At 61.9% G+C, this 23,972-nt stretch carries 29 protein-coding genes, 1 tRNA gene and 1 pseudogene; 3 read left to right on the top strand and 28 right to left on the bottom strand.

Features of this window, described 5'->3' with window-relative positions; translation table 11 throughout:
- Nucleotides 1-211: 211 nt before the first annotated feature.
- From BLR75_RS11170 to BLR75_RS11115, 12 genes are all read right to left on the bottom strand, one after another.
- Nucleotides 212-2,494, bottom strand: a complete 2,283-nt coding sequence (locus BLR75_RS11170; RefSeq protein WP_084314724.1) for an ATP-dependent DNA helicase — start codon at nucleotides 2,492-2,494, stop codon at nucleotides 212-214.
- Nucleotides 2,491-4,137, bottom strand: coding sequence for a VRR-NUC domain-containing protein (locus tag BLR75_RS11165; protein ID WP_090416049.1), 1,647 nt, complete (start codon nucleotides 4,135-4,137; stop codon nucleotides 2,491-2,493). Before BLR75_RS11165 ends, BLR75_RS11170 begins: the two co-directional genes overlap by 4 nt.
- A gap of 175 nt (nucleotides 4,138-4,312) precedes the next feature.
- On the bottom strand, nucleotides 4,313-5,128 hold the full coding sequence (locus BLR75_RS11160) for a gamma-glutamyl-gamma-aminobutyrate hydrolase family protein (protein ID WP_084314726.1): 816 nt from the start codon (nucleotides 5,126-5,128) through the stop codon (nucleotides 4,313-4,315).
- 321 nt (nucleotides 5,129-5,449) lie between these two features.
- The gene (locus BLR75_RS11155) at nucleotides 5,450-6,097 is read right to left on the bottom strand and encodes a cupin domain-containing protein (RefSeq protein ID WP_084314727.1); all 648 of its coding nucleotides are present in this window, start codon (nucleotides 6,095-6,097) and stop codon (nucleotides 5,450-5,452) included.
- Nucleotides 6,098-6,140: 43 nt separating this feature from the next.
- The gene (locus BLR75_RS11150; protein ID WP_084314728.1) at nucleotides 6,141-6,371 is read right to left on the bottom strand and encodes a hypothetical protein; all 231 of its coding nucleotides are present in this window, start codon (nucleotides 6,369-6,371) and stop codon (nucleotides 6,141-6,143) included.
- Nucleotides 6,372-6,413: 42 nt separating this feature from the next.
- Nucleotides 6,414-6,587, bottom strand: a complete 174-nt coding sequence (locus BLR75_RS11145) for a con-10 family general stress protein (RefSeq protein WP_084314729.1) — start codon at nucleotides 6,585-6,587, stop codon at nucleotides 6,414-6,416.
- Nucleotides 6,588-6,681: 94 nt separating this feature from the next.
- Nucleotides 6,682-7,356 carry a polysaccharide lyase family 7 protein gene (locus BLR75_RS11140; RefSeq protein ID WP_084314730.1) on the bottom strand — a complete coding sequence of 225 codons (675 nt, stop codon included), beginning with the start codon at nucleotides 7,354-7,356 and terminating at the stop codon, nucleotides 6,682-6,684.
- Nucleotides 7,357-7,465: 109 nt separating this feature from the next.
- Nucleotides 7,466-8,158 carry a DUF2238 domain-containing protein gene (locus tag BLR75_RS11135; protein ID WP_084314731.1) on the bottom strand — a complete coding sequence of 231 codons (693 nt, stop codon included), beginning with the start codon at nucleotides 8,156-8,158 and terminating at the stop codon, nucleotides 7,466-7,468.
- A 76-nt stretch (nucleotides 8,159-8,234) separates the two neighbouring features.
- Nucleotides 8,235-9,425, bottom strand: coding sequence for a sugar transporter (locus BLR75_RS11130; RefSeq protein ID WP_084314732.1), 1,191 nt, complete (start codon nucleotides 9,423-9,425; stop codon nucleotides 8,235-8,237).
- Between the two features lie 757 nt (nucleotides 9,426-10,182).
- On the bottom strand, nucleotides 10,183-10,761 hold the full coding sequence (locus BLR75_RS26505; protein WP_139207016.1) for a hypothetical protein: 579 nt from the start codon (nucleotides 10,759-10,761) through the stop codon (nucleotides 10,183-10,185).
- 205 nt (nucleotides 10,762-10,966) lie between these two features.
- On the bottom strand, nucleotides 10,967-11,368 hold the full coding sequence (locus BLR75_RS11120; RefSeq protein WP_084314734.1) for a helix-turn-helix domain-containing protein: 402 nt from the start codon (nucleotides 11,366-11,368) through the stop codon (nucleotides 10,967-10,969).
- 8 nt (nucleotides 11,369-11,376) lie between these two features.
- Nucleotides 11,377-11,661 carry a type II toxin-antitoxin system HigB family toxin gene (locus BLR75_RS11115; RefSeq protein WP_084314735.1) on the bottom strand — a complete coding sequence of 95 codons (285 nt, stop codon included), beginning with the start codon at nucleotides 11,659-11,661 and terminating at the stop codon, nucleotides 11,377-11,379.
- 214 nt (nucleotides 11,662-11,875) lie between these two features.
- On the opposite strand from BLR75_RS11115, the pseudogene BLR75_RS27035 reads away from it, so the two are divergent.
- The 3 genes and pseudogenes from BLR75_RS27035 to BLR75_RS11100 all read left to right on the top strand — a co-directional run.
- A pseudogene (locus BLR75_RS27035) lies at nucleotides 11,876-11,980 on the top strand (hypothetical protein); the annotation flags it as partial.
- Between the two features lie 66 nt (nucleotides 11,981-12,046).
- A complete protein-coding gene (locus BLR75_RS11105) occupies nucleotides 12,047-12,298 on the top strand; it encodes a type II toxin-antitoxin system Phd/YefM family antitoxin (protein WP_084314736.1) in 252 nt (83 codons plus the stop codon).
- Nucleotides 12,299-12,307: 9 nt separating this feature from the next.
- Nucleotides 12,308-12,655 (top strand): type II toxin-antitoxin system RelE/ParE family toxin, encoded by a 348-nt coding sequence (locus BLR75_RS11100; protein ID WP_084314737.1) that lies wholly within the window; start codon nucleotides 12,308-12,310, stop codon nucleotides 12,653-12,655.
- Nucleotides 12,656-13,019: 364 nt separating this feature from the next.
- Here BLR75_RS11100 and BLR75_RS11095 read toward each other — a convergent pair whose 3' ends face one another.
- The 16 genes from BLR75_RS11095 to BLR75_RS11030 all read right to left on the bottom strand — a co-directional run bounded on the left by BLR75_RS11095 (nucleotide 13,020) and on the right by BLR75_RS11030 (nucleotide 23,632).
- On the bottom strand, nucleotides 13,020-14,381 hold the full coding sequence (locus tag BLR75_RS11095; protein WP_084314738.1) for a phage terminase large subunit: 1,362 nt from the start codon (nucleotides 14,379-14,381) through the stop codon (nucleotides 13,020-13,022).
- Nucleotides 14,371-14,802: a hypothetical protein gene (locus tag BLR75_RS11090; protein ID WP_041014704.1), complete on the bottom strand. Its 432-nt coding sequence runs from the start codon at nucleotides 14,800-14,802 to the stop codon at nucleotides 14,371-14,373. The genes BLR75_RS11095 and BLR75_RS11090 overlap by 11 nt, the downstream gene beginning before the upstream one ends.
- A 35-nt stretch (nucleotides 14,803-14,837) precedes the next feature.
- Nucleotides 14,838-15,833, bottom strand: coding sequence for a major capsid protein (locus tag BLR75_RS11085; RefSeq protein WP_084314739.1), 996 nt, complete (start codon nucleotides 15,831-15,833; stop codon nucleotides 14,838-14,840).
- Nucleotides 15,834-15,978: 145 nt separating this feature from the next.
- Nucleotides 15,979-16,521: a hypothetical protein gene (locus BLR75_RS11080; protein WP_084314740.1), complete on the bottom strand. Its 543-nt coding sequence runs from the start codon at nucleotides 16,519-16,521 to the stop codon at nucleotides 15,979-15,981.
- Nucleotides 16,518-16,799, bottom strand: coding sequence for a hypothetical protein (locus BLR75_RS11075; RefSeq protein WP_041014701.1), 282 nt, complete (start codon nucleotides 16,797-16,799; stop codon nucleotides 16,518-16,520). Before BLR75_RS11075 ends, BLR75_RS11080 begins: the two co-directional genes overlap by 4 nt.
- The gene (locus tag BLR75_RS26495) at nucleotides 16,793-17,089 is read right to left on the bottom strand and encodes a hypothetical protein (protein ID WP_125912193.1); all 297 of its coding nucleotides are present in this window, start codon (nucleotides 17,087-17,089) and stop codon (nucleotides 16,793-16,795) included. Before BLR75_RS26495 ends, BLR75_RS11075 begins: the two co-directional genes overlap by 7 nt.
- An 11-nt stretch (nucleotides 17,090-17,100) precedes the next feature.
- The gene (locus BLR75_RS11070) at nucleotides 17,101-18,645 is read right to left on the bottom strand and encodes a YfjI family protein (protein WP_084314741.1); all 1,545 of its coding nucleotides are present in this window, start codon (nucleotides 18,643-18,645) and stop codon (nucleotides 17,101-17,103) included.
- A complete protein-coding gene (locus BLR75_RS11065) occupies nucleotides 18,642-19,055 on the bottom strand; it encodes a CHC2 zinc finger domain-containing protein (protein ID WP_084314742.1) in 414 nt (137 codons plus the stop codon). The genes BLR75_RS11070 and BLR75_RS11065 overlap by 4 nt, the downstream gene beginning before the upstream one ends.
- A 2-nt stretch (nucleotides 19,056-19,057) precedes the next feature.
- Nucleotides 19,058-19,363 (bottom strand): hypothetical protein, encoded by a 306-nt coding sequence (locus tag BLR75_RS11060; protein ID WP_084314743.1) that lies wholly within the window; start codon nucleotides 19,361-19,363, stop codon nucleotides 19,058-19,060.
- Nucleotides 19,360-19,524 (bottom strand): hypothetical protein, encoded by a 165-nt coding sequence (locus BLR75_RS26725; protein WP_169720295.1) that lies wholly within the window; start codon nucleotides 19,522-19,524, stop codon nucleotides 19,360-19,362. The genes BLR75_RS11060 and BLR75_RS26725 overlap by 4 nt, the downstream gene beginning before the upstream one ends.
- Before the next feature lie 281 nt (nucleotides 19,525-19,805).
- Nucleotides 19,806-20,087, bottom strand: a complete 282-nt coding sequence (locus BLR75_RS11055) for a hypothetical protein (protein ID WP_084314744.1) — start codon at nucleotides 20,085-20,087, stop codon at nucleotides 19,806-19,808.
- On the bottom strand, nucleotides 20,084-20,305 hold the full coding sequence (locus BLR75_RS11050) for a helix-turn-helix transcriptional regulator (protein ID WP_084314745.1): 222 nt from the start codon (nucleotides 20,303-20,305) through the stop codon (nucleotides 20,084-20,086). Before BLR75_RS11050 ends, BLR75_RS11055 begins: the two co-directional genes overlap by 4 nt.
- Before the next feature lie 105 nt (nucleotides 20,306-20,410).
- Nucleotides 20,411-21,049, bottom strand: coding sequence for a hypothetical protein (locus BLR75_RS26485; RefSeq protein ID WP_139207015.1), 639 nt, complete (start codon nucleotides 21,047-21,049; stop codon nucleotides 20,411-20,413).
- Nucleotides 21,046-22,332: a tyrosine-type recombinase/integrase gene (locus BLR75_RS11040; protein ID WP_084314747.1), complete on the bottom strand. Its 1,287-nt coding sequence runs from the start codon at nucleotides 22,330-22,332 to the stop codon at nucleotides 21,046-21,048. Before BLR75_RS11040 ends, BLR75_RS26485 begins: the two co-directional genes overlap by 4 nt.
- Before the next feature lie 166 nt (nucleotides 22,333-22,498).
- Nucleotides 22,499-22,572: transfer RNA gene (locus BLR75_RS11035), tRNA-Gly, on the bottom strand.
- Nucleotides 22,573-22,738: 166 nt separating this feature from the next.
- The gene (locus BLR75_RS11030) at nucleotides 22,739-23,632 is read right to left on the bottom strand and encodes an alpha/beta fold hydrolase (RefSeq protein WP_084314748.1); all 894 of its coding nucleotides are present in this window, start codon (nucleotides 23,630-23,632) and stop codon (nucleotides 22,739-22,741) included.
- Nucleotides 23,633-23,972 lie beyond the last annotated feature (340 nt).

The raw sequence follows: 23,972 nt of genomic DNA, 5'->3' as shown, positions 1-23,972 counted from the left end.
AGCTATCCGGCTACACCGATGCTAGACCGACAGCTCGGATCGCCAGCAAGCTGGCTCCTACAGGTTCGGCGTCAAGCGGGGCAGGTGAGTAGGGCGCATAACGCGCCAGCGTTATCCGCCATTCCATCGGCATGGCGCTCAACGGCGGATGAAGCGTTCCGCTTCATTCGCCCTACACCAGCGGTGGGCCATGGCGCGAAGACAGTCGCTCCTACAGTTCGGCTTCCGTCCAGCGCAACCGCTCGGTCTTCCACCATCCCGGCAGCAGCCGCCGCGTCGCCGGCTGGTTGAAGCGGTCATCCAGCAGGTAGATCACCCCGCTGTCCTCGGTGGTGCGGATCACCCGTCCGGCCGCCTGCACCACCTTCTGCAGCCCGGGGAACAGGTAGGTGTAGTCGTAGCCGTTGCCGAACATCACCTGCATGCGCTGCTTCACCTCCTCGTTGACCGGGTTCACCTGCGGCAGGCCGAGGGTGGCGATGAAGGCGCCGATCAGGCGCTCGCCGGGCAGGTCGATGCCCTCGCCGAAGGCGCCGCCGAGCACGGCGAAACCGATGCCCTGCGAGCCGTGGACGAAGCGGTCGAGGAAGCCCTGGCGCTCGGCCTCGCTCATGCTGCGCGACTGCGCCCACACCGGGATATGCGGATGCTCGCTGCGGAAGCGTTGCAGCGCCTGCTCCAGGTAGGCGTAGCTGCTGAAGAATGCCAGGTAGTTGCCTGGGCGTTCGGCGAACTGCCGGGCCATCAGCGTGGCGATGGGCGCGAGGCTGGCTTCGCGGTGCTGGTAGCGGGTGGACAGGTTGCTCAGCGCGTGCACGCGCAACTGCTCGGCGCGGAACGGCGATTCCACTTCCAGCCAGGTGGTGCCTTCCGGCAGGCCGAGCAGGTCGGCGTAGTAGTGCGCCGGGTTCAGCGTGGCGGAGAACAGCGTGGTGCTGTGCGCCGCCTCGAAGCGCTCGGCGAGGAAGGGCGCCGGCACGATGTTGCGCAGGTTCAGGGTCGCCTGCGGCTTCCAGCCGGCGCCGCGGTCCACGGTGACGTCGAACAGCGAGTGCGGCCCGTAGGCTTCGGCCAGCCGGCAGAACAGCATCGAATCGAGATAGAAGCGCAGCAGCGCTGCATCGTTGCCGGTGGGCTGGTCGGTGAGGTGGTCGGTGATGGCGCTGACCACCTTCTGCAGCGCGGCGATGAACAGGTCGGGCAGCAGCGGATGGATGCGGTAGTCCTCTTCCTGTTCCTTGTAGATCTGGTTCCAGTGGCGGTTGAGGCGGTCCAGCGCGTTCTTCAGGGATGCCGGACCGGCCTTGCGCAGGGCGGCGAACTCGCCCTGGTCCAGCTCCGCGCTGTACATGCCGCGGCCGCGCTCGATCAGGTTGTGCGCCTCGTCCACCAGCAGGGTCACACGCCAGTCGTTGAGCACCGTCAGGCCGTAGAGCAGGGCGGTCATGTCGAAGTAGTAGTTGTAGTCGCACACCACCACGTCCGCCCAGCGGCACAGCTCCTGGCTCAGGTAGTAGGGGCAGATCTGCTGGGCGATGGCGACTTCGCGCACGGCGTCCTGGGTCAGCCAGCGGCGGTTCAGCGCGGCCAGCCGGGCGGCGGGCAGGCGGTCGTAGAAGCCCTTGGCGAGCGGGCAGGATTCGCCGTGGCAGGCCTTGTCCGGATGCTCGCAGGCCTTGTCGCGGGCGACGTGTTCCAGCACTCGCAGCGGCATGTCGTCTTCCTGCGAGCGCAGCGTCGCCAGGGCGTCCAGCGCCAGGCGGCGGCCCGGCGTCTTGGCGGTGAGGAAGAACAGGCGGTCGAGCTGTTTGCCGGGGAAGGCCTTGAGCTGCGGGAACAGCGTGCCGAGGGTCTTGCCGATGCCGGTGGTGGCCTGCGCCATCAGCGTGCGGCCGTCGCGGGCGGCGCGGTACACCGCCTCGGCCAATGCGCGCTGGCCCTTGCGGAAATCCGCGTAGGGGAAGCGCAGGCGTTCCAGGCTGCCGTCGCGGGCCACGCGGTGGGCGCTTTCCTGCTCGGCCCAGGCGACGAAGCGGCTGCACTGCAGCTCGAAGAAGGCGCGCAGGTCGGCGGCGGCGAAGCGCTCGCGCAGCACCGTTTCCTTCTGCGAGATGACGTTGAAATACACCACCGCCAGGTCGATCTCTTCCATTTCGAGCTGCTGGCAGAGCAGCCAGCCGTAGACCTTCACCTGCGCCCAGTGCAGCAGGCGGTGGTTCTGCGGGATGCGCGCCACGTCGCCGCGGTGGGTCTTGATCTCTTCCAGCAGGTTTTCCAGCGGGTCGAATCCATCGGCGCGGCCGCTGACCACCAGCCCGGGATATTCGCCGCGCAGCGGCAGCTCTGAGACGTAGCCGACGCCGCGCCGCGAGACCACGGTGGCGTGACCGGCGATGCCTTCCTGGGCGGTGGGCGCCGGGGTGAAACGCAGGTCGAGGTCGCCCTCCTTGGCGGTGAATTCGCACAGCGCGCGCACGGCGATGGCATAGGTCACGCGGCGTCGCTCCACTGCACGTAGCAGACTTCCACCGGCATGCCGTGCTCGGCGCAGAACGCCAGCCAGCGCTTCTGGTTGTCCTGCAGGCGGTCGCCGGGGCCTTTCACCTCGATCATCCGGTAACGCCGCTCGGCCGGCCAGAACTGGATCAGGTCCGGCATGCCGGCACGGTTGGCGCCGATGTCGGCCAGCAGGCGCTGGAACCAGAGCTTCAGATGTTTGGCGGGCAGGCAGGCCAGTGCGGTTTCCAGCAGTTCCTCGGTGAGCAGCTCCCAGTAGACGAAGGGCGAGGCGATGCCGAACTTGTCGCGGTACGTGCGGCGAATCCTGTCGAGGTATTCGCCGTTGTCGATCAGCGCGAAACAGCCGGCGAACAGCCCGGCGCGACACGTGGCGAAGTCGGCGCTGAGCAGGTCCGCCGGGCCGGCGTGGAAGGGGTGGAAGAAGGCGCCGGGCAGCGGGGCGAAGATCGCCTCCCAGCAGAGCAGGCCGAACAGGCTGTTGATCAGCGTGTTCTCGACGTAATAGGCCGGCGCTTCCGGCTCGTCCAGATACAGCTGTACCGCCTGCTCCACGCTGATCGCATCGGCAAACGGCAGCTTCAGGTCTATCCTCCGTTCTGGCGGAACAGGGCTGCGCGGGAGGCGCGGATGGCCAAGCTGGCGGTCGAGGCGCACCAGCGCGCGTTCCACCAGTTGCACTTCTTCTTCGCTCTGCGGAGCTGCTGCCGCCTGCAGGGCGAGGGCGTGGGCCTGCCGGTGCCGGCCGAGCAGCTCCAGCACGCGGATCTGCCGCTGGCGCGAGCCGGCATGGGTGCTGCGCTGGTAGAGGGCGAGGGCGCCTTCCAGATCGGTTTCGCGTTCCAGCTGACGCGCCAGGCGGAACAGCAGGCGGGCATGGCGCGCCTGCAGGAAGGGGTTGTCGCTGGCGAAGTCGCCGACCTGAGCGACCACCTCGTCCACCGGCGAGCCGGCGGCGAAGCACTCGGCACAGCGCCAAAGATGCAGGTAGCCGTCGAGGTCGGCGCGGTTGCGGAAAGCGCGGGATTCGGCGCTGAACGGCACCTGTTCGTAGCGGTAGATACCCAGGTCGGCGAGGACGAATTCTGACCAGTCCTGCCGCAGGTTGCCGAAGAACAGCAGGCGCAGGCGGTCGCAGAGTTCGCCGATGGTCAGGCTGTAGAGCGGTTCGTCCAGCCCGGGGCACCAGCCGTGGAAGCTGTGCCGCTGTTCCCGGTAGGCCGCCAGATGGTCGGGCAGATCGCCCTTTCGCAGCGAAGCGGAGGGCAGTTCGCTGCGAAAGCGCGCGATCAGCTCGTCCTTGCGCAGCAGTTGCAGCAATTCGGCGAATTCCAGTTCCACCGATTCGCTGAGCCAGCCCAGTTCCAGCAACGGCCCGGCGGCCCGGCGCGGGCAACCGATCTCCGCGTAGCTCAGCTTGCCGGCGCGAAAGTGCGGCCCCTTGCGCATCACCAGGCGCACCAGCAATGCCTGCGAAGCCACGTCCAGCGCGCGGAATTCGCGGATGAAGCGGCGTTCCCCGTCGTCCAGCAGCGGCGCGTGGCGTTCGTCGATCCAGTCGAGCGCGGTGGCGAAGTTGTGCAGGTAGTACAGGCCGGAATCCGGCGCGGGAGAGGGCATGGGCAGCAGATGACTGTTTCTTTATACAGTGCGCAGCATGACCTTCAGAACTTTCTTCAGCAAGGGAAAATGCCTACGAGACGACAGGCGTGGCCGGCGGGCCATGACGGGGGAATGCCGGGTCGTTCGGAATGCCGGAAAGAAAGAACCCGGCCTGAGCCGGGTTCCCTTGCAGTCACGCTACGCTGCCGAACGTCCGCGCCGGCGATTTCTTCAGCACCTGCTGTCGGCAGGCATCGCCGAAGGCCTGGAAGATCTTCACCGAATCCGGGTTCTGCGCGGCCTGCCATTCCGGATGCCATTGCACCGCGAAGAGGAAGGGCGAAATGCTCGGTGCGTGGATGGCCTCGACCAGGCCGTCCTCCGCGTGGGCCAGCGGCTCGAGGCCTTTGCCGAGGGTCTTCAGGCCCTGGCCGTGCAGCGAGTTGACCCGAATCTCGTCGGTATTCATCAGCTTGCGCAGCCAGCTGTTCGGCGCCAGGCGCACGCTGTGCACGGCGCTGTACTGCACGTCCACCGGGTCCTCGGGGTTTTCCCGGTGATCGTTGAAGCCGGGCTCGGCGTAGAGCTTCTGGTACATGTCGCCGCCCAGCGCCACGTTGATTTCCTGCATGCCGCGGCAGATGCCGAAAATCGGCAGGCCACGCTTGAGTGCGGCATGGATCAGCGGCAGGTCGAACAGGTCGCGGTCCTTGTCCTGCGCTTTTTCGGGAGTGAGGTTTTCCTGGCCGTAGAGGGCCGGATCGATGTTGCTGCCGGCGCCGGTGAGGTACACGCCGTCAGCCATGTCCAGGTATTGCTCGAGGTCTTCGGTGCCGCAGCAGGTGGGCACCAGCACCGGCACGCATCCGGCCTGTTCGACCAGCGGCACGATGTATTTGTGGGTCATCACCTGGTAGTCGTGACCCTTGCGTTCCTGGCTGCCCATGGACATCAGGACGACGGGTTTGCGGAGTTTCTGATTCTTGTTGCCAATGTTGCTGTTGGACATATGTCACCTTGGGACAGGCGCGGCCTGTCGTTGCTGTGCAGGCGCGCGGCTGAAAGCGGCACTGCCTGGGGCTTCGAGCACTGCCGGAAGGGTGTGGAAAGGGCCGCTTTCCGGTCGAAACCTGTGCACCAGCCTGCCAGAGCCGTTGAATATGTCAAACGAAATCGTTGATCGGTGTCAAAAATAATCTTCGTTTTGTGTCTGGCTTTTGTGTGTAACTGAATGATTTTTAAATGATTTATTTGATTCGTGGATTTCTTGAGGGTCCAATATATTCAACGGCTGTTCGGGATGCCGAAACATTGGCCTTCGCTGCGCGGCTCACTCGGCCAGACGCTCGCTGGCGTCGCGCTGCTGCAGGGCTGCATCCTTCAGCCAGACCCGCGCGCCGTCGGGCCCGGCCTGCGCCCGCAGTGGCATGCCGGCCGGCAGGCGCAGCCAGGACAGCGCTTCCAGGCGGTCCCGGCCGTCGCTGAAGCCGCCGGCCAGCACCAGCAGTTCCAGCCCGCGCGGGTTGTCCAGCTGGCGAACCTCTCCCGCCGCCCACTCCTCGATGCGCACCTGCTCGTGCGGATTCTCGAACAGCACGCCGGTGCAGCCCGGAGGGGCGACCACCTGCTCGCCGTCGTCCTCGCGGAACTGCCAGAGCCTGACGAAGATGCTGCAGCCCGGTCCCGACGCCGGGGAATGATGGCTGCCGGGCGGATTGCGCACATAGGAGCCCGCCGGATAGGCGCCGTGTTCGTCCTCGAACACGCCGTCCAGCACCAGGAACTCCTCGCCGCCCGGATGCATGTGCTGGCTGAACCGACTGCCCGGGGCATAGCGGACGATGGAGGTCGCCCGGGCCTTTTCCTCGCCGATGCGGAAGATCATGCGCCGCTCGACTCCCGGCGAAGGGCTGGGCTGCCAGTCGAGCCGGGCGGCGTGGACCAGGGTGCGGGCGGTGAAGTCGTCGTTCAGTTTCATCGGGGAGCAGGATTCCGTGGGGTTCCTGCTCAGGATAGCTCCGCTAGCCCTTGGTGATGCCGGTCACGGTGATGCCGTAGCGGCGCAGCAGGAGCATCGCCGGCTCGCCGGTGGCTTTCGGCTCGGCGCCCGCGAACTCGCCGGGCTTGATGTTCTCCTGCGCCCATTCCAGCAGGAAGCGGGCCGCGTCTTCCGGCTCGGGCTTCGCGCGGGATCGCATTTCCACCGTGCTGGTGTTGTTGGCTCGCTGGTAGCTGATCGTCCAGGTCGTCATGCGCTGATTCTCCCTTCCAGTTGAGCGTCCCCGTGCGCCGGCTCAGCGGCGGGCCTCGCCGTGGCTGTGCTGGCCACCCTTGCGCGCCCGTTCGGCCCGGTCGGTATCGCTGCGCACGTTGCCGCCGGTGGCATGCCCGTCACCCTTGCGGCCGGCTTCGGAAACTTTCTGCGGATCGTCGGCGAAGCTGTGCTTGCCGCCTTTCTTCGCTGTCATGGCTCGTTCCTCCTGCGGGTGTGCATTAACAGGTAAGAGCGGGGATGACGCCAGGTGTTCAGAAAATCTGGCGAAGCGGCGGGCCGGGAGGTGCTCAGGAGTGGGTGACCGACAGTTCGCTGATCACGCAGACCGACGCATCCGCCGCCAGGGTCGAGGGGCCGGGGTCGAGCTGGTTGTAGACGCCGCCGTGGAAGTTGAGCAACCGGCCGTTCCAGCTCCCATCCAGGCGCAGCGGGCTGGGCGCGGACTTCACGCCATTGCAGCTGGCGGTCACCGATACCGAGCCGCCATCGGTAACGTGCAGGTTCAGGCGGAAGGTCGCGCCGAGCGGAACCTTGTCCAGCACCGTGGAATTGACCGCTTCTTCCCGTTCATGGCTGCGGCGAAAACCCAGGGTCAGCTTGCCCTTGTTCCAGAACACCTTCAGCGGCGGGCGGTCGCTGTCCTTCACGTGCATCTGCGCTACCACCACCTTCTGCCCGGAATTCACCTGGGTCAGGCGCATTTCCTGGCGGCTCCAGTGGTCCGCTGCGCTCTCCAGCGACCAGTAGCGTGATTCCCGCCACTCGCAGCGGGTTCGCGTGGTGCTTTGGGTCGAGGCGGCCAGCATGGGGGCGGTCATCCGCACTTCCTCGCCGGACAGGCGCTGGATGAACTGCGGGTAGAGCCGCAATGCCTCGTCGCCGGGGAGTTCCAGGGCGGTGGAGCTGGTCGCCGATTTCGGCGCGGGCAGGGTGATGATGAAGTCTTCGATGGGGGTTGCCATGATCGCTGTCCCTCCTGGTTGGGAATGACCCATGACGCCCGCCGCGTGGCCGGGCGTACCAGGTTCGACAGGAGGGTTCGGGGCGAGTACGGAAAAGGCGACCGGATAGCTACGCTTGCGGCTTGGCGCCGTGCAGCCAGGCCTGGAAGGCTTCGCCGGTAATGATCAGCAGCGCGCCGAGCATCGCCAGCGCCATGTCCTTCTGCGCGTCCCACTTGTCGTTCTGCGCGGCGACGAAGGCGGCAGACTGGTCGCCGCCGAGGAATTCGCCGCCGATCCATTCGGCCATCTCGTAGATCGCCGAGGTCGCCAGGATCAGGCTCAGCGCCAGCAGCGCCGCGGCCGTCCAGCCCAGCCGGAGGTTGCGCATCAGCAGTTCGCGCAGCGGCCGCTGCAGCAGCAGGCCGTAGCCGAGATGCACGAAGCGGTCGAAATTGTTGCGCCGCCAGCCGAGCAGTTCATTCAGCCGCTCGCCGGTCAGCGCCTGCCACGCCGCATCGTAGGGCACCCGGGAGTAGGTGTAGTGGGCGCCGGTTTCGTGGATCAGCAGGAAGATCGCCAGCATCCACCAGGACGCCAGCGACAGGTTCAGGTGGCGGCGAAACCCCAGCATGCCCGCCAGGGTGCCGGCCACGACGACGTTCTCGATCAGCCAGTCGCTGCGGTTGACCGGCGCGATGCCGAGGGCGATCGCCAGCGCCAGCAGCGTCAGCCACAGGTAGCGCGGCGGCGGCACCGCCGGCTCCAGCGGCGGCCATCGCTGGCATTGCGATGGCCGGGAGGGATCGCGAGAAAGGAGCATGCATTCTTCCCGAGGGGCTTGCGGGGTAGACCGCCCGCCCGGAAAGGAATTGGTTCGCCCTGACGAAGGGGCGTAGTCAGCCGGCCCTGTGCCGCCATGCATCGGCGTAGCGCCAACTGGCGAATCCGCCCAGGGCCAGGCCGGCGAGCGCCAGCACGCAGCCGACCATGCCGATGTTCTCCAGCCCCAGCCGGGCCCCGATCACGCTACCGAGCAGCGCACCCGCGCCGATGCCGACGTTGTAGAGGCCGGAGAACAGCGCCATCGCCACGTCGGTGGCGTCGGAGGCCAGGCGCAGCACGTTGGATTGCTGCGCGAGGCCGAAGCCGAGGATCGCCATTCCCCAGAGCATGCACAGCCCCAGCAGCCAGGCGGGAAGATGCGCCAGCGGCAGCAGCAGCCCGAGGCACAGCGCCAGCGCCGCGATGCTCGCCAGCAGGAAGCCGCGGGGGAAGCGGTCGCCGCTATGGCTGAAGATGATCGAACCGAAGATGCCGGCGCCGCCGAACAGCAACAGCAGCACGGTGGTCATTTCCCCGCTGATGCCGGCCACCCGCAGGGCGAACGGCTCGATGTAGCTGTAGGCGGTGAACTGCGCGCTGATCACCACCACGGTCAGGGCATAGACGCAGACCAGCGCCGGGCGCCGGAACAGCAGCGGCAGGCTGCGCAGCGACCCGGAATTCTGGCTCGGCAGCAACGGCAGCGAGCGGGCCAGCCAGAGCACCGTCAGGCCGGCGACAGCGGCGATGCCGAGGAAGGTGGTGCGCCAGCCCAGCGCCTCGCCAACCACCCGGCCGAGCGGAATGCCGAGCACCATCGCCAGGGTCGTCCCGGTCGCCAGCAGGCCCAGCGCCTTCGCCTGCTGCCCCGGCGGCGCGACGCGCACGGCCAGCGACGCGGTGATCGCCCAGAACACCGCATGGGCGAGGGCGATGCCGAGCCGGCTGACCATCAGCACGCCGAAGCTCCATGCCACGCCCGACAGCAGGTGGCTGCCGATGAACAGCAGGAAGACGAACACCAGCAGCCGCCGCCGCTCGATATTGCGCGTGAGCAGCATCATCGGCAGCGAGGCCAGCGATACCACCCAGGCATAGATGGTCAGCATCAGGCCGACCTGGGATACCGGCAGGTCGAAACTGCGGCCGATATCGCTGAGCAGCCCGACCGGCACGAACTCGGTGGTGTTGAAGATGAAGGCGGCCAGCGCCAGCGCGATCACGCTGAGCCAGCTTCCTTCCTGGGAGGTGGGGGAGGTTGTCATTTTGGAGTGGGTCTTCGAGGTTGCGCGGCCGGTGGTGGGCGGAGCGGGATGAAAAAGGATGTCGTCCAAAGGCTGGGGCCCGAAAACACAAAGCCCCCGAAAACGCTGAGCTTTCGGGGGCTTTGTTGGAATTCTGAAGCGGGCGAAGGGAATCGAGCCCCAATCATAGCATGTCGTTCAGGCGCTATGTGCGTCGTTACTGGGCCGCTGAGCGAGGCGGTGTGCCGTTTCGTGCCTATTGGTGTCTATGCTTTCGACACTTTTTCGACGGACTGAGAGCTTCCGGATGGGCCGGAAGCAGCAGCCATTTTCATCGATCCTATTTTGGCTGGAAAAGGAATGTCAGAGTGGGGATTTGCTCAATCGTATAAACTTCACGGCTCCGCTCGTTGGATTGTCAAAATAAAGTTAATCTTAGGCTTTGGAGTAATAAATCTTATTTTCGAGCCCGCTATGTTGTACGTTTATGTATTCGTCTTCAATTGTCCCGATGCTCGTGCCAATTAAATTTCCATCAACCATATGCTTAATTATCACATTGGTTTCATTCGCTGTGATGGATAGACGGCCTGGTGTCCCCTCTATCCCCCACTGACCTCCAATATTTTTGAGATTTCGCTTTCCGGATTTGAACAGCCAGTCAGTATGGCAATCATGAGGAAGATGGCTGGTTTTATTTTCATGGAATTATCGGCGCCATATTTTATTTATTTATATTTCGGGCGATTTCTATCAGGGTCATTGGCGTCGTAGAATTCTAGTTCTGGTTGCGGTAGTGGAGACCGACACCAAACTTACAATTTCGCTTCTCAATACTGCCTTCCCGGAGAGGCCAGCACGCAGTTTCCTTCATATCGTGCGTCTCTCCGACGACGGTAACTCGAACGCCTGGGGTCCGGGGCTGGGCCGGCTCGGATTGGAAGTTAGTAGGGGGTACTTGCAGCGGGACCACATTATCTGCGCCACGAGGGACGTAGTTGCGGTCATTGAAAACGGTTTGCTTGGGCGGCGGTTCAGTCTGGTACTGGTTGATCGGCGCCTGGGGGGCTTCGACGAGGCTGTTGCGCCTTGCCTGTTCTTCCACTATCCGATCCCACTTATCTTGCTCGCTGTTAGGTCCGGAGCGGCTGATTTGTGCGATTGGAGTGGATTGTGGCGGTATGTATTTCGCCGCGAGGTTTCGGACAGTGCCTTGGAGTAGTGCCGAGCTGCCAGCCTGGAGCAGGCCGAGCGCGATACAGGTGCCGATAATTCCGGGGATTACCCATTTCTTGGCAGTACTTCGCCAGCCGCGCGTACGTAGATAGGAGGGGGCGTCGTCCCAATCTGCTTTCATCTGTCTTCACTCCTTTGAAGCATCCGACGGCCCTGTTCCGCCGATGGTTGTTATCCCTTCGTGTTGAGCCAGCGGTGTGCCGCTTTTTTAGTCAGCGCTATCCCACGCTGGCCGCATTGCCCCACCAGCACCACAGTGTCTTCGTAGAAGGGGACCGGAATCAGTTGCTGTGCTCATCAAGTTGCTCCTTCCGTGAGCCCCGAGGTTAGAAGAACACGTCCGCCGGTACGTTGAAGCGGGCGGCCAGGGCGCGGATGTGCCGGACATTGAGCTGGCGTTTGCCGGCCAGGATCTCCGATACCACCGACTGCGGGCCGATCTCGGGCAGGTCTTCCTGGCGCAGGCCGTGCTCCTGCATGAGGAAGCGCAGTACCTCGTGCCCTGGTGCGTCCGGGATGGGGAAGTGCTCGCTGTCGTAGGCGCTGATCAGGTCGCCCATCTGTGCGGCCAGTGCTGCCAGCGAGTGGCCTTCGGCGCCGCCGATCTCGTCGAGCAGCTCGTCGAGGATCGCGACCAGGGCGTCGTAGTCCGCTTCGGTTTGTGGCGGGGTGAGCAGAGGCGCCACATAGCGCCAATGCTCTGCCGCTTGCTTCAGGATTGCGCTCATCTGTCACCTCACTTCCACTGGTTGCGGTCGTACTCTTTGTGATCGAGCACGGCGCGAATGAAGACCTTCTTGAACTGGTAGTCCACCACGGCAATCAGGCGCAGCTTGTTGCCGCCGATGTCGAACGCATGCTTGTCGCCGACCTTGTCAACGCTGGGAAACAGCTGCTTCATGACGGCGAAGTCGCTTGGGTTTGTGCGCCGAATCAGGCGAAACCAGGCTTCCAGCGCATTGGCCGAGTGCGGCCATTTCTGCTGCGCTTGCCAGATGCGTTTCTGCGTAATGACGTGCACTGTGATCCCGGTATCGCAACTTGCTATACGGCATGGTATCGCGATGGCGGCGGTATAACAAGTTGCGATATTTCTCAGGTGGCAGGGGAGGATGCCTGCATGCGCTTCCACTCCCGATCCGCCGCGCGCTGCGCGTTCTTCTGGCTCGCATGCAGGTGCCACAGGCGCCGGGGCCTGCTCTGGTCGCCGGCGGTGACCTTCTTCTCGGTGCCGCTCGCTGTCGATGACCATGCGCTATGCGCATCTGTCGCAGGATCACTTGTCCGAAGCGATGCGCCTGAATCCACTGGTATCGGCCCAGTCCGATGGAGTGGTTTGAATTTGGTCTAAATTCGGCCTAGCATGGGCTCCAAGTATGTTTCTACAGCAATGGAGGTACCGACTCATGCGAGTCGAGACAATCAGCTATCTAAAACGTCATGCAGCCGACCTGGATCTCTCTGAGCCGATGGTCGTCACGCAGAACGGTGTGCCCGCCTACGTGGTCGAGTCTTACGCCGAGCGGAAGATGCGTGACGAAGCAATAGCTTTGGTGAAGTTGCTTGCGATTGGCTCGCGCCAATACGCCGAAGGCAAGCATCGCTCTGCTGACGAGCTGAAGGATCGCCTTTCCAAGAGGTTTGCTCAGCCCGATTAAGGAAGATCGATGTCTACCGTTGTCGTACGTTTCACTGATACTGCAGAGCAAAGCATCGAAGACCAGGTCCACCACCTGGCACCATTCATAGGTCAGCAACAGGCGCTTCAGACGCTGCTGAACCTCTTGAATGAGATCGAAGAGAAGATTTCCCAGGCTCCCCAGGACTACCCCATCAGCCAGCAGGCAAGCCTTCTGGGCGTGTTGAACTATCGAGAGCTCAACACCGGCACCTACCGCATCTTCTACGAGCTGCATGAGCAGCAGGGCGAGGCCGCAGTCATCCTGGTATTGCGGGATAAGCAGAGCGTTGAGCAGCAACTGATTCGCTATTGCCTGATCGCTCCGTTCGGATGACCTTCAGAAGCGGAGTAGTCGCAAGATTCCTCAAAGCTGTGCCGGCGCTTCGACACTTTCCGAATCCCAGAAACGCAAAACCCCCAGAATCTCAACGATTTCAGGGGGTTAGCTAGGAATTCTGGAGGCGAAGGGAATCGAACTATCTAGTGAATACGGGGCTTTCAGGCTGTTTGAAAGTTCGGGTGTACATGTGGGTGTACAAGATGCCGGTTGCTGGGGCTGAATTGGCTATTTTTTGAGCAGTTCTTTTTATCGTTCGAGTTGATCGAATTCGCACGCTCTCAGCCCCTTAACTTTCCCAAAACGCACCTATGGTCCACCTACAAAACCTACAGAACCGCCTTCCTTGGCAATCGCTCCATCAGATCCACAACTTCATCTTGAGCGCCCTCACAATATCTCGTCTCAGGCAGCCATAGCGCACCGCATCAGCGCCATGATCCGGCCCGGTACTATCCAGGTCTTCCACTCTTTTCTGATCGCGTGCCAGCGTCGGTAGCGTCTCCCACAGGTAGGTGCATCCACGGCTGATATACAGGCCAGGCTTATCTACCTTCCCGGCATCAGCTAATAACCGCCGCATGATGTTCCATCCGGTGATTCGATCCGCCTTTTTAGCCGGCCTGAATGAGACCCGGCACCGTTGGAACTCATCTGCGATAGAGCCGGCTGCATGGCCTCCCTTGGCGAATATGGCATCGTCCGCCACCCCATAAGGACGGATGTCCCATCGCTTGCACATCTCTACGATTTCTTCCGCTAGCACAGGCACGGTCCACCCCAGCCCCGCGTTGGGATTGTCGCGCTTTGCCGTCACCAGCTCGTCTACCAGGACAAGGCTTCCCCTCGGGTAGAACTTCCCATCCGGGCCTTCACCGCCTGGCGACTGCGCGAAAATGTAAGTGGCACTCGGAGCTGATGAACCGAAGTCATGCGCAAGCCAGGTCTCCCAGGTGTCGGGAATGTGCTTCCACGGGTCAACTGCGTTCCGACCCTCATCGAGCACAGACGCGAAGTAGGCACCACGGTTCACAGCCCAATCGCCTGTCATCCATGCGCGCAGCAACTCGGGGTCATCGGGGCAGGCCGATTCGAGCTGGTCTCGGTACTGGTCGGTATCAATGAATCGGTTGCTGTCGAAGGTGGACGGCGCGTAGACCCACTGGCGTTTGCTCTTTGTCTCCAAGAAGGGCTTCCAGGGCGCCGTGGTGAACACATAACGCTTGGCTAGCCAGTAGTGCCCAGGGCCACCGGGGTTCGCCGCTACGATCATCCTGATTGGCATATCCTTGGGGCCGCGCAGGTTCGAGCGCATCAGGTCGAGCAGATCCGGGTTAGGGTACTGGCCCGCCTCATCCACGATCAGCAGTGTGAACGATCGGCCTTGGTACTTCGTGTAGTCCGCGTGCGTTTCGAGCTGGCCTAACTCCAGATAACCGCCGTTCGGGAAGCGCCAGACGTGTTCGGCGGCGTTGTATCGTGCGGCTGATCCGTAGACCGTGCCGTATAGCTCTCGGCAGATCAGTTCGAAGTCCGCCAAACCCTTGTAGGTGCGGCGCAGGTAGAGAATGCGGGCCTTCTCTTGGTACTGCTCGACGTGGCGCAGGCACAGCAGGGCCAGACCGTACGACTTGCCGCCACCACGGCCACCTCCACAGAACACGTCCAGTTCCTCAGGTAGCAGCATGATTCGCTGCTGAAAGTCGTTGAGTTCAATCGTCATGGCTCAGGCTCCCTTTTGACGGGCTAACGTCCCTGGCGAAGTCCTCCAGGCGCAGCGCCCCCGGAAGCTGGAAGTTGATAGAGACCTTGTTGGCGATCTCCGACTGATCCCCTTCGCGGTAGCCGTGACGCGCTTTCAACAGAAAGATGGCGGCGGTTACGTTGCCGCCCTTGGTTGCGTTCTCGTACAGTGCATTGAACAGAGCGTGATGCTCGCGTTCTCGGCCTTCGTCGAGCGCCTGTTGCAGCTCTGGGTGGATCTCCAGCCACTTGTTGAGAGTTTCCACGGTAGTGCCCAGCCGGTAGGCCAGACCTTTCTTGTTGTAGCCACTAGCGGCCAGTTCGAGCAGCGTCTCTGCTGCATTCGCTGGTGGCTTCTTGCGGGTGCCGGTGACGGCGTTTCGCGCTTTCTTCTCGGTCATAACGACAAAGGGGCCATTGCTGGCCCCTCCCTCACTTACTTGGTGACCAGGAAGGCCAGCGGGACGGCTTTCCGCTCGACTACGCGGCTCCAGTGGGCTGCTGTAGCAAGCTCCGCAATAGTCGGAGACTCACCAGCGATGGTGCCTTCTACCCAGGCGAAGCCGGCAGGGTGTACGGCCAGGTTCACGCGGGAATGCAGGATCTGTTGACCAGCACCACGGCCAGCACTCGGTAGGTTCTCCAGCTCCGTGCCATCTGCGACGGTTGGGGCAGTCAGGCCGAAGCCGATAGCGCCTTGACCGAAAAGAACGCTGGTGTAGTTGAAGCCGGTATCGCCGTCCGAAACCTTCGGCATTCCGTCATCGACGATGACAGCAAGACCACGATAGGTCGGCATCCGCATCGAGCCAGCGCTCGGTTGAACGAACTCGATGAGGTCGGCTTTCAGCGCCTGGCGGTAGAGGTCGGAGTGCATCGCGATGCCGGTAACGCCGTCCATTGCATCGCCAAGCGTGCCGGCAGCGTCGATGACTGCCTCGGGGCTGAATGCATTGGCGGTAGCGGCAGTGATATCGAGCACCATATCGGAGCTGTCGTTGGCCACGTTGTCGGCCAGTACCCCGTTAAGCGATGCGACAAGGCGGCGCTGTAGCTGGCGGTCCCAGTAGGCAACGGCGCGGTCTTGGATGCGCGCCATTGCATCAGATCCGGCCAGCTCGCTTGCCAGGTTCATTGCCGACCAGGACTGGTGCAGAAACGCCTTGCGGACGAGCTGCTTGCTTGCCTGAATCAGATTCGGAGTGGAGAAAACGGTGGGATCGTCGGAGCTAATGTTGGCCTCCTCATCCCCCAAATCACGCCAGAACGGCACAGAGAAAGAATCAGCACCAGCATTGAGCTGGGCAGTGATAACGGCGTTTCGTGCCATGACGCCGGATTGCACCAGGGCGGTACGCTCCATAGTGTTTTGCACGAGATAGTCGGTAAAGGCTTCGGGAACGATTACGTCGGTTAGGCGGGTAACGGCCATGAGATATTGCCTCGAATCAGAGTGGTTTGATTCGCAGGGTCACAGACTCAAGCGGAGGGGGTGGCCACGGGCCGGGGTGTAACGAGAGGGTGCCCACAGGGCGGAGGGAGCGACCCCCACAGGAGGTCGCTGTAACATTATAGCATTAGCGAAGACCAAAGCCAGCTTTGGCAGGCTGCGGTTCCCCGGCTGGGGCGGCTGTAGTGGTTTGGCCTCGGTAAGGCTGAGCAGAAGCGCCGCCACCCGTAGCGCGAGTGCCAATCAGGATGCGGTCCCACTTTCCCGTCTCGGCTAGCACTTTGCGCAGGTCGTCGCGGTTAAATCCAATCGGGCGCTGCTTGCCTCGGATATGGCCTTGCTCGGGCGGATCTTCGACAGTGACGCGCTCGCCTTCCTTGTTCAGCACCACGATATCGCCGGCTTCATCCAGCTCGAAGCTGAACTCTTCTTCAAGCTCTGCGCGGGCCAGTCGCGGGGAGACGACGAACAGGTCAGCCAGCATAGCGTCGAGCGGCTTATCGAGACGCAGACTGCGAACCTCTGCGCGTAGCGTTTCGAGTTCGCCGCTGCTGTCGTTGCTCTTGGCCTTCGCTCGCTTGAGTTCGTCCAGTAGCTCGGCATTCTTCTGGCGCAGGCGATCAAGCTCAGCGGTAAGTTCTTCGTGGTTGGGCTGGGTATTGTCGGTCATTGGTGTTCTCCGTGGATCTTCATGGTTTGTACAACGATGCTCAGGTAAGCGAGCGTCTGCCCGGATGGGCCTATCGCACCCTTGCTGCGAAGCTGGCCGGTGACGGTTAGCCGCGCATGTTTCGGTAATTTGCTTATCAGTTCCGCATGGGTGTCATTCAGCACCAAGGCGCGCACAGAACGGCGGGCCTCGTCGCTGTAGATCGTGCAGTAGCGGTGCCCCTCGGGCGTGGTTGAGAGAAACGAAGTCAGCCCGCCAGTAATGGTCGCTGTCAGCATTGGTGCCACCTCGGATTGGATTTGATGAGTGCGGCAACTGCGCGTGGATCGGCGTTTGCCTGTTCCTCTAGGTCGTGCCGGTCTACGAAGCCCTTCTCTATCAATTGCATCGTGCCGACCTCCAGTAGCGAGGCGACTGCTGCAAGCCAGCCCAGTTGAGGCGCGGTTATGGGGTCGTTTGCAGAGGGCTTTTTCTGAAAATGCGCCGATGGGGTGCCTACAGAACCTACAAAACTAGGTTTCGTTGGTTTTGTAGGTGCGTCGTCTGCGTGTTTTTCGATTTTCTGCATCCACCGTCCCATCATGCAGCCCTCCGCCAGACGTACCGCTTGGACGGGCGTCCGCCCTTATCGCTAGCGACTTCGTAGCCGATGACGATGTGGTGTTCGGCCAGGGTGGCGAGCGCATCGTTAACCGCTTCCAGCGAGTCGAGACCGGCCCAGCCTTTGAGCCGAACTTCCCTCGGGGTAAACGGCTCTGGCAGTTTTTCCTTGCGCTCCAGAATCAAGCGGGAGCCCATCAGCGGCGCATTGATCGCGGCACCGTACAGGCGCGCAGCGTGCGACTTGAGGTAATCGGCCCAGTCCAGGGCGCGAGCCGTGGCGTGCATGCAAACAGCCTCGGTCCCGCCGTCGATCAGGCCGAACAGCAAGGCCAGTCCGGCGATGGTCTGCGGCATCTTCATAAAGTGCGATTGCAGCGCCGGGTGGATATCGCCTTGCCTGATTTCGAGCATGTGCTCGGTGTACCAAGCGTTGAATAGCTCTTGCGCCTCAGGTACGAAGTGCAGCGCCTTGCGGGGTTCATCCGGCATCTGGTCCAGACGCTCGATAACCGCGTCTACCCGATCCTTGGCAGATTTGTTCGGCCAGCGATCCACGAGCGACCACTCCCGATCATCATCCGGCCATACCGCAAGTTGCAGGCGTTGCACCAGGCCATCGTCGAGTTCACCAGTGACCGCCCCGCGCACGAGTGGCGCGATACGCGAGGGCTGAATGCCGCCGATCAGCGAGAGGCAGCACGACTCGATAAACACGGTTCCGCGTCCGATCCGGTCATAAACGAAAGATCCGTTGCCGTCGAAGCATTCCAGGTAGAAGGCGCGACCAACTGCGCCATCCTCCGTCTGCATCGTTGCAAGCCATCCGCCCAGCTCGTCGCGTACTAGCAGCAGGCCGTTGGGGTTTTCGTTCAGCAGCTCGCCCAGCTTTTCCACCGTGGCATCGTTGACGATGTAGCGGCGGGCGACTGGTGCGGGTAGATCGTTTGCGAACTCGGTCAGGGCGGCTAGCGCGGCGTCCTTCTTGCCATCGGTCATCAGCTTCTTGGCTTTTTCCTTGGCGGACTTGCGCTCTAGGTCCAGGATTTCGCCAGCGGCCTTATGCTCGGTCATCGCGTCCCGGTGCTTTTCCCGCTCTTTTGCCTCCAGAGCAGCCAGCGGGCGTAGCGCCTGCTTCATTGCTGGTGACTTCATCGCGGAAGGTCTGCCGATGATGCAACCCCACTGATTCGGCACAACTTCCCAGTCGTCGTGCTGCTTCGGATGGATGCTGAACTTGCGACCAACCACAGCGCTAATTCCGACGATGAGCGCGACGGCTACGAAGTCTGGCGGGCACTGGGTACGGTCTGCCACGTCTCGGACGAAGTAGCGAAGCTCTTTCGGCAGTAGCTCATCCTCCCAGGGCAAGGCTGGGGTAAGTCCTACCGGCAGCGCTTGCGGCTGAATCGCTGGGTTGATGAATGACGCGAGCGCATGTTCTGGCATCTCGGCTGCGAAGCCTGGCAGCTGATCCAGCAAACTCCACTCGGTTGCAAAGCGATCTTTAGCGACGGCAGTCATTGATTCACCCCCAGTCGTTTCTTGGCCAGATCGAAGCGGGCTTGGTCTTCGGCGTCTAAGCGGCAGCCCTGCATCTGCATCGAGAGGCCGATCTGATAAATGGTGCGCTCATGCTGTACTGCGGCTTTGCTTGGTCCACGTCGCGGTTGATGCAGGCCGGGGAACAGGTCGCGCAATTCCAGGCCGATAGCGGCGGCGATATCGGTAGCAGTGCAACCAGCGAAGCAATGCAGCAGCACCTTGCCGTCGCTGGCCTCGCGAATGCTCAGGCTGGGGTCTTTGTCGTCGTGCGCCGGGCAGCACGCTTTCCACTTACCGGCACCGTCCGATTTCACCTTGTCGAGCCGGGCCAGGACTTTTTCCAGGCAAGCCGATCCCATCGGCGCGCAGGCGCCGTTTTGAATTTTCATGGTTACGCCCTCGGTTTAAGCGTGCGGCGGCGATTGCTCACGGCGTTGCCGGTATCGGCCAGGCGGGCAGAGAGTTCGCCCAGACTTTCCAGTAGCCAGCCAATGTCGGTGGCGGTCTGATCGTTCAGACCGGTCTGCCCATTTGAGGCGGTGCAGGCGAGCAGATTTCCGATAGCCGCAATTCCAAAGCCGAGGGTGATGCTGTATTGCTCGATTGCTCCGTCTACGCGCTGAAGCTTTTCCGGGGCCATGCTTTCAATGGCACCCATTGTCGGCAGCAGATCGTTCCAGTTCGGGACGTTGCTCATTTGGCACCCCCTACGGTTTCCAGGGAGCGGGCGCGGGCCATCGCTTCGTTGTAGCGGCGTAGGCGGACGGACAGTGACGAATCAGCGCGCAGGGCAGCGAAGGCGCGGGCCTTCCAGGCGGCGGCGTGGGTGGACGGATTGCGGGTAAGGGTAGTGCGCATGGGTGTAGCTCCTAGAGTTAAGGAGCTGCCACAGATCGTCGCCAAACGATTAAGGGTGGCAGCTGTACGCAGGTTGGCGAACCGAGACTCTAGGAACCCGGCAGACCTTTCGGTCTCCCACGCACAGCCGCCATAACTCGAAACGGCGGACGCAAAAAAAGCGCCTGCTATCGGATATGGGGCGCTTGTGCGCCTAGAAGTGTTCGGGTCGCCAAACCCGGTCACTGAATTTGCAGCGACAGGCCGACGATACATGCGGGGACGTGTGGATGCAAGAATCATCATTGCAAACCCTCCGGCGCGTCGTGAGTCACAGCGAACACGGCAACAAAGTTGCTCAGTTCTGGCACGGTGTAACCCTTGGTCGAGAGTATTGCCACCATCGCAGCGAGAGCTGCCAGTGCGGCTGCTTCGGTCGGATGGTTGTTGGAGCGGGCATAGCCGACCACCATTGGTAGAAGATCATTCATCATGAACGCCTCATGCGCGGTCATATCGAACGAGTTAGTATCGGACTGCATGCTGTGCAGGCCGCTTTCCTTTGCCGGGGCGGCCTTTTTCATGCGGCATCCCTCGCTTCGATCTTGGAGCGGAGCCAGCTTTCTACCTCGGACACGACGTAATACGCAGCGGCCTGGCGGGTATCGCCATCTTTGAGAGGCTTCGGGAAGGTGGGGTCTTTTTTGCGGAGCTTGTCCAGACCGGAACGGGACAAATCGAGCCATTCGCAAAGCGCGGGTTGGCGGATGAGTGCTTTTGATGGGGTACTGTCTAGGTGCATTTGAGCGCCTCCGTATTGGTGACGCTCCCCATTATTCACATGCAGGTGTTCAATAAAATTCGGCTGTCGTGCTGGAAATACGTTTCCCGTGCCGAAGTGATATTTTTACTTTTTCGATCTGCCCCTTTTCGAAGCGTGCGGGAATTCCCGAGCGACCTCGCTGATCCATCTTCTTAGTACAGGCATGGTGGGGCGTTGTTCTAGAAGTAGCGGATGCTCTGCCATCCATGCCCATATGATCTCCGTCATGTCGCCGGTTCGGATCATGCTGTTGCGGTCCTCTTGCCAAAGTGACCTGGCCTTCCCTTGTGCATACTCCGTAGCGATTTCAAGCTTCGCTAACGCCATTTCTCGCGGCAGGCTCTGCTTGGAAACCGTGATCTGAGCTTCTAGGGCCGCGATTCGTTGTTCTCTGGGAAGCCTGACCTCTTGTTCCAGATCTTCCGCCGCTGCACCTAACCGAAACATGGTCATCAGTACTCTGTACAGCTCCGTTTGATCAGATCCTTTCACCAAACTCCCACGGATTTCTTGCACCAGTGCTAGGACACCGCTAGCAGTTCTGCCTTGAATGCTATCGCCTACTAATGGCGATGCCTCCCTTTCCAGGTACGAGAGCATCGTCTCTAGATCTGTAAACCAATCCTTTGTCTCTCGCACCCAGCCGAAGGCCGTAAACTGCTCTGGCTTACTATGTTCTGTAGGTTTTGTAGGTAGGGTATCCGACCGTTTTTCGTTTTTCATGCGCGCACCAGCTCGACGATGTTGCTCTCGATGACGTTAACGCGACGGTCATAGTCGGCCCGTTGTGCCGGGGTCATGCCATCGGCCAGGCAGTCCAGGTAGTCGCAATACCACTGCATCATGGCGCGGCGCTGGGGCAGGTACTGGGCTTGGTTGTAGATGCCCGCTACGCCTTCTTCCTTGTGCGCTAGCTGGGCCTCTACATGGTCCCTATGCCACCCGTGTTCGCGTAATAGTGTGCTGGCGGTATGTCTGGTGCCGTGACCTACCAGGCGGCCTCTGTAGCCGATCTTGCGCAGCGTCAGGTTGATTGTGTTCTCGCTGATCACGGGCTGCTTCGCACCGATGCCGGGGAACAGATAACGGCCACGTCCAGTCAGCCGGTGCAGTTCGCGTAGCGCATCGAGCGCTTGGCGGGATAGTGGCACTACATGGTCGCGGCGGGTCTTCATCTTGGCCGCTGGGATCGTCCACAGAGCCGTTTCGAAGTCGATCTCTGACCACTCAGCCCATCGCACCATTCCAGGCCGTGAAGCCGTCCAGAGGCACAGCCAGGTCGCTGTACGGGCAGGCGTGCGGCTGGTGCTACCCCGCATGGCTTGCAGGAAGGCCGGTAGCTCAGGTTCCAGCAGGTGAGGGTATGGCTTAGCGCGTGGCGTCTTCGTGGCGATAGTGACCAGCTCGGACGCTGGGTTGACCTCGCACAGGCCACGGGCGATTGCCTGGCTGAATATCTGGCGTAGGGCAACGCGGATCTTGTCGCGTGTGTTCGTTGCGCCTCGGGCCTCGATGCTCTCCTGCAAAGCAACGCAGTCCCTCGGGGTAATCTCTGTGATCGGCTTATCGCCTAGCGCCGGCAGAATGTCGTTGTCCAGGTAGCCCCGCATTAGGCGGAGTGTGCTTTCGGCTAGGCCGTCATCCACCTTGCGCTGATACCAGTAGGCTACCGACTCGCGGAACGGGTTCAGCACAGCGGCCTCTCTGGCGGCTTTCTGCGCTGCTTTGTGCTGTACCGGATCTACGCCGTGGGCTACCAGTTCGCGTAGCTCCAGTGCTTTCTTGCGGGCTACCTTGGCTGGTATCTCGGGATAGCCCCCCAGGCCGTGCCAGCCCCAGCGCCCGTCAGGCTTCTTGTGACGTAGCAGCCAGCCCTTTTGACCATTGGCCTTCACGCGGAAGTACAGGCCGTTGCCGTCCAGCTCCCGGTATTCCTTGCTTTCAGGCTCTAGGCTCGCCAGTACCGTGTCTGCGAGCGGGCGTTTCCTGATCTCTGAACGCTTCATCCGTGTACACCTTAGTTAGGTCATTTTCCCCAGTGTACAAGCTGGTGTACAGCGTGGGCAATGCTATATGGGCATATCGGGAAGCATGTAGAAACAAGAAACCCCGCACTAGGCGGGGCTTCGAGGGTGTTTCCGGTGCATGTGGGAACATGTGGAAACGGGTATGTGGAGCGGGCGAAGGGAATCGAACCCTCGTCATGAGCTTGGGAAGCTCAGGTAATGCCATTATACGACGCCCGCTTGGGGGTGCCTTTTTACCAGAAGGCGGGGGCTTAGTGAAGCCTCGGTGACGGGTGTTTTTCCCCGGTTGCGGGTTGGGCCGGGCGGGGAATGCTCCCCCAGCATTGGGGGCAGTGAAAAGGGGCCATGCATCCTGCACGGCCCCTTCAGGGATACGCCATCGCTTTCAACCTGCCAACGCGGCGATCGGGATGCCCTGGGTGCTCGGCACGTAGGCCGGGGCCAGGATCGGCTGGCGCTGCGGGCGGAGGAAGGCGAGGAGGGCGTCCTGGGTGTCCTGCCAGCCCTGCTTGTGCTCGGCGTCGATGAAGTGTCCGACGTTGTCGATGGTGCGGAATTCGCTGTCGCGGATCAGCTGGCTGAACAGGCGCGCATCGGCGGGGCTGGTGTAGTCGTCCAGCTCGCCGTTGACGAACAGCATGGGGATGTCGATGCAGTTGAAGCGCTCCATGTAGCTTTCCGCGCTGAGCTTGAGCACCTCGCAGACCTGGAAGTGCATCTGCAGGTATTCGTGCTCGTCCAGGGCGCTGACGTGGCGGAAGTTGCAGCGCTTGAACAGCTGCGGCAGGTAGCGGCCGATGGTGTCGTTGATCAGGTTGGCGATGTTGCTGCGGTCGCAGGCCGCGAGGTAGTCCAGGCCGCGGTGCAGGTAGTCGAGCATGGCCGCGTTGAGCAGCGGGGAGAAGGAGTTGATCACCGCCTTCCTGATCCGGCTCGGGCGCTGCGCCAGGGCCAGCAGGGTGGCGACGCCGCCCCAGGAGAAGGACATCACCACGTCGGCGCGGAAGTGCTCGATCAGTCCGAGCAGCAGTTCGGCCTCGTATTCCTTGGAGATGAACTCCTTGTTGGCGTTGTGCGGCTTGGAGCGGCCGGCGTAGGGCTGGTCGAACAGCACCACGTTGAAGTGGGGCTGCAGGTACTTCACCGTTTGCGCGAAGGAGGCAGTAGTGGACAGCGAGCCATTGACCAGAATGATGGTCTGGCGAGCTTCCCTGTTGGCGTAGAACTCCGTGTAGATGTTGTGCTGGTGAATCGCGACGATGGCGGTTTCCGGCCTCATGTCGTTTCCTCCTGACGCATCTCATGAATGACGCACCCAGGCTCGGGTGCGAGAGGATTACCAGGCAGAGGAAAGCGCCTTGAGGTGACAGCTTCGTGTCACGCGGCGGAATTTAATAATTTCTTTATTTTCAGTGAGTTACGACATCAAAAGGGCTATCCCGACGCCGTTTTCTACGGGTCGGTGCGGACTCTTGATCAGGCAGGAAGGAAGCAGCGGGAAACGCTGAGAACCGCAAAAAATCTTCTTGGACGTGGTGCGTGACCGGCAAGTCACACACGGCTCAGAGTTAAGCAGTTCCGCCCGGGCGCTGCAACCGGCAGTTTTGACGCATCGCCGT

This window comes from Pseudomonas jinjuensis, from assembly GCF_900103845.1.
GTDB lineage: Bacteria > Pseudomonadota > Gammaproteobacteria > Pseudomonadales > Pseudomonadaceae > Pseudomonas > Pseudomonas jinjuensis.
Note: the sequence above shows the minus strand (reverse complement) of the source record. Positions and strands in the feature narration are given on the sequence as shown.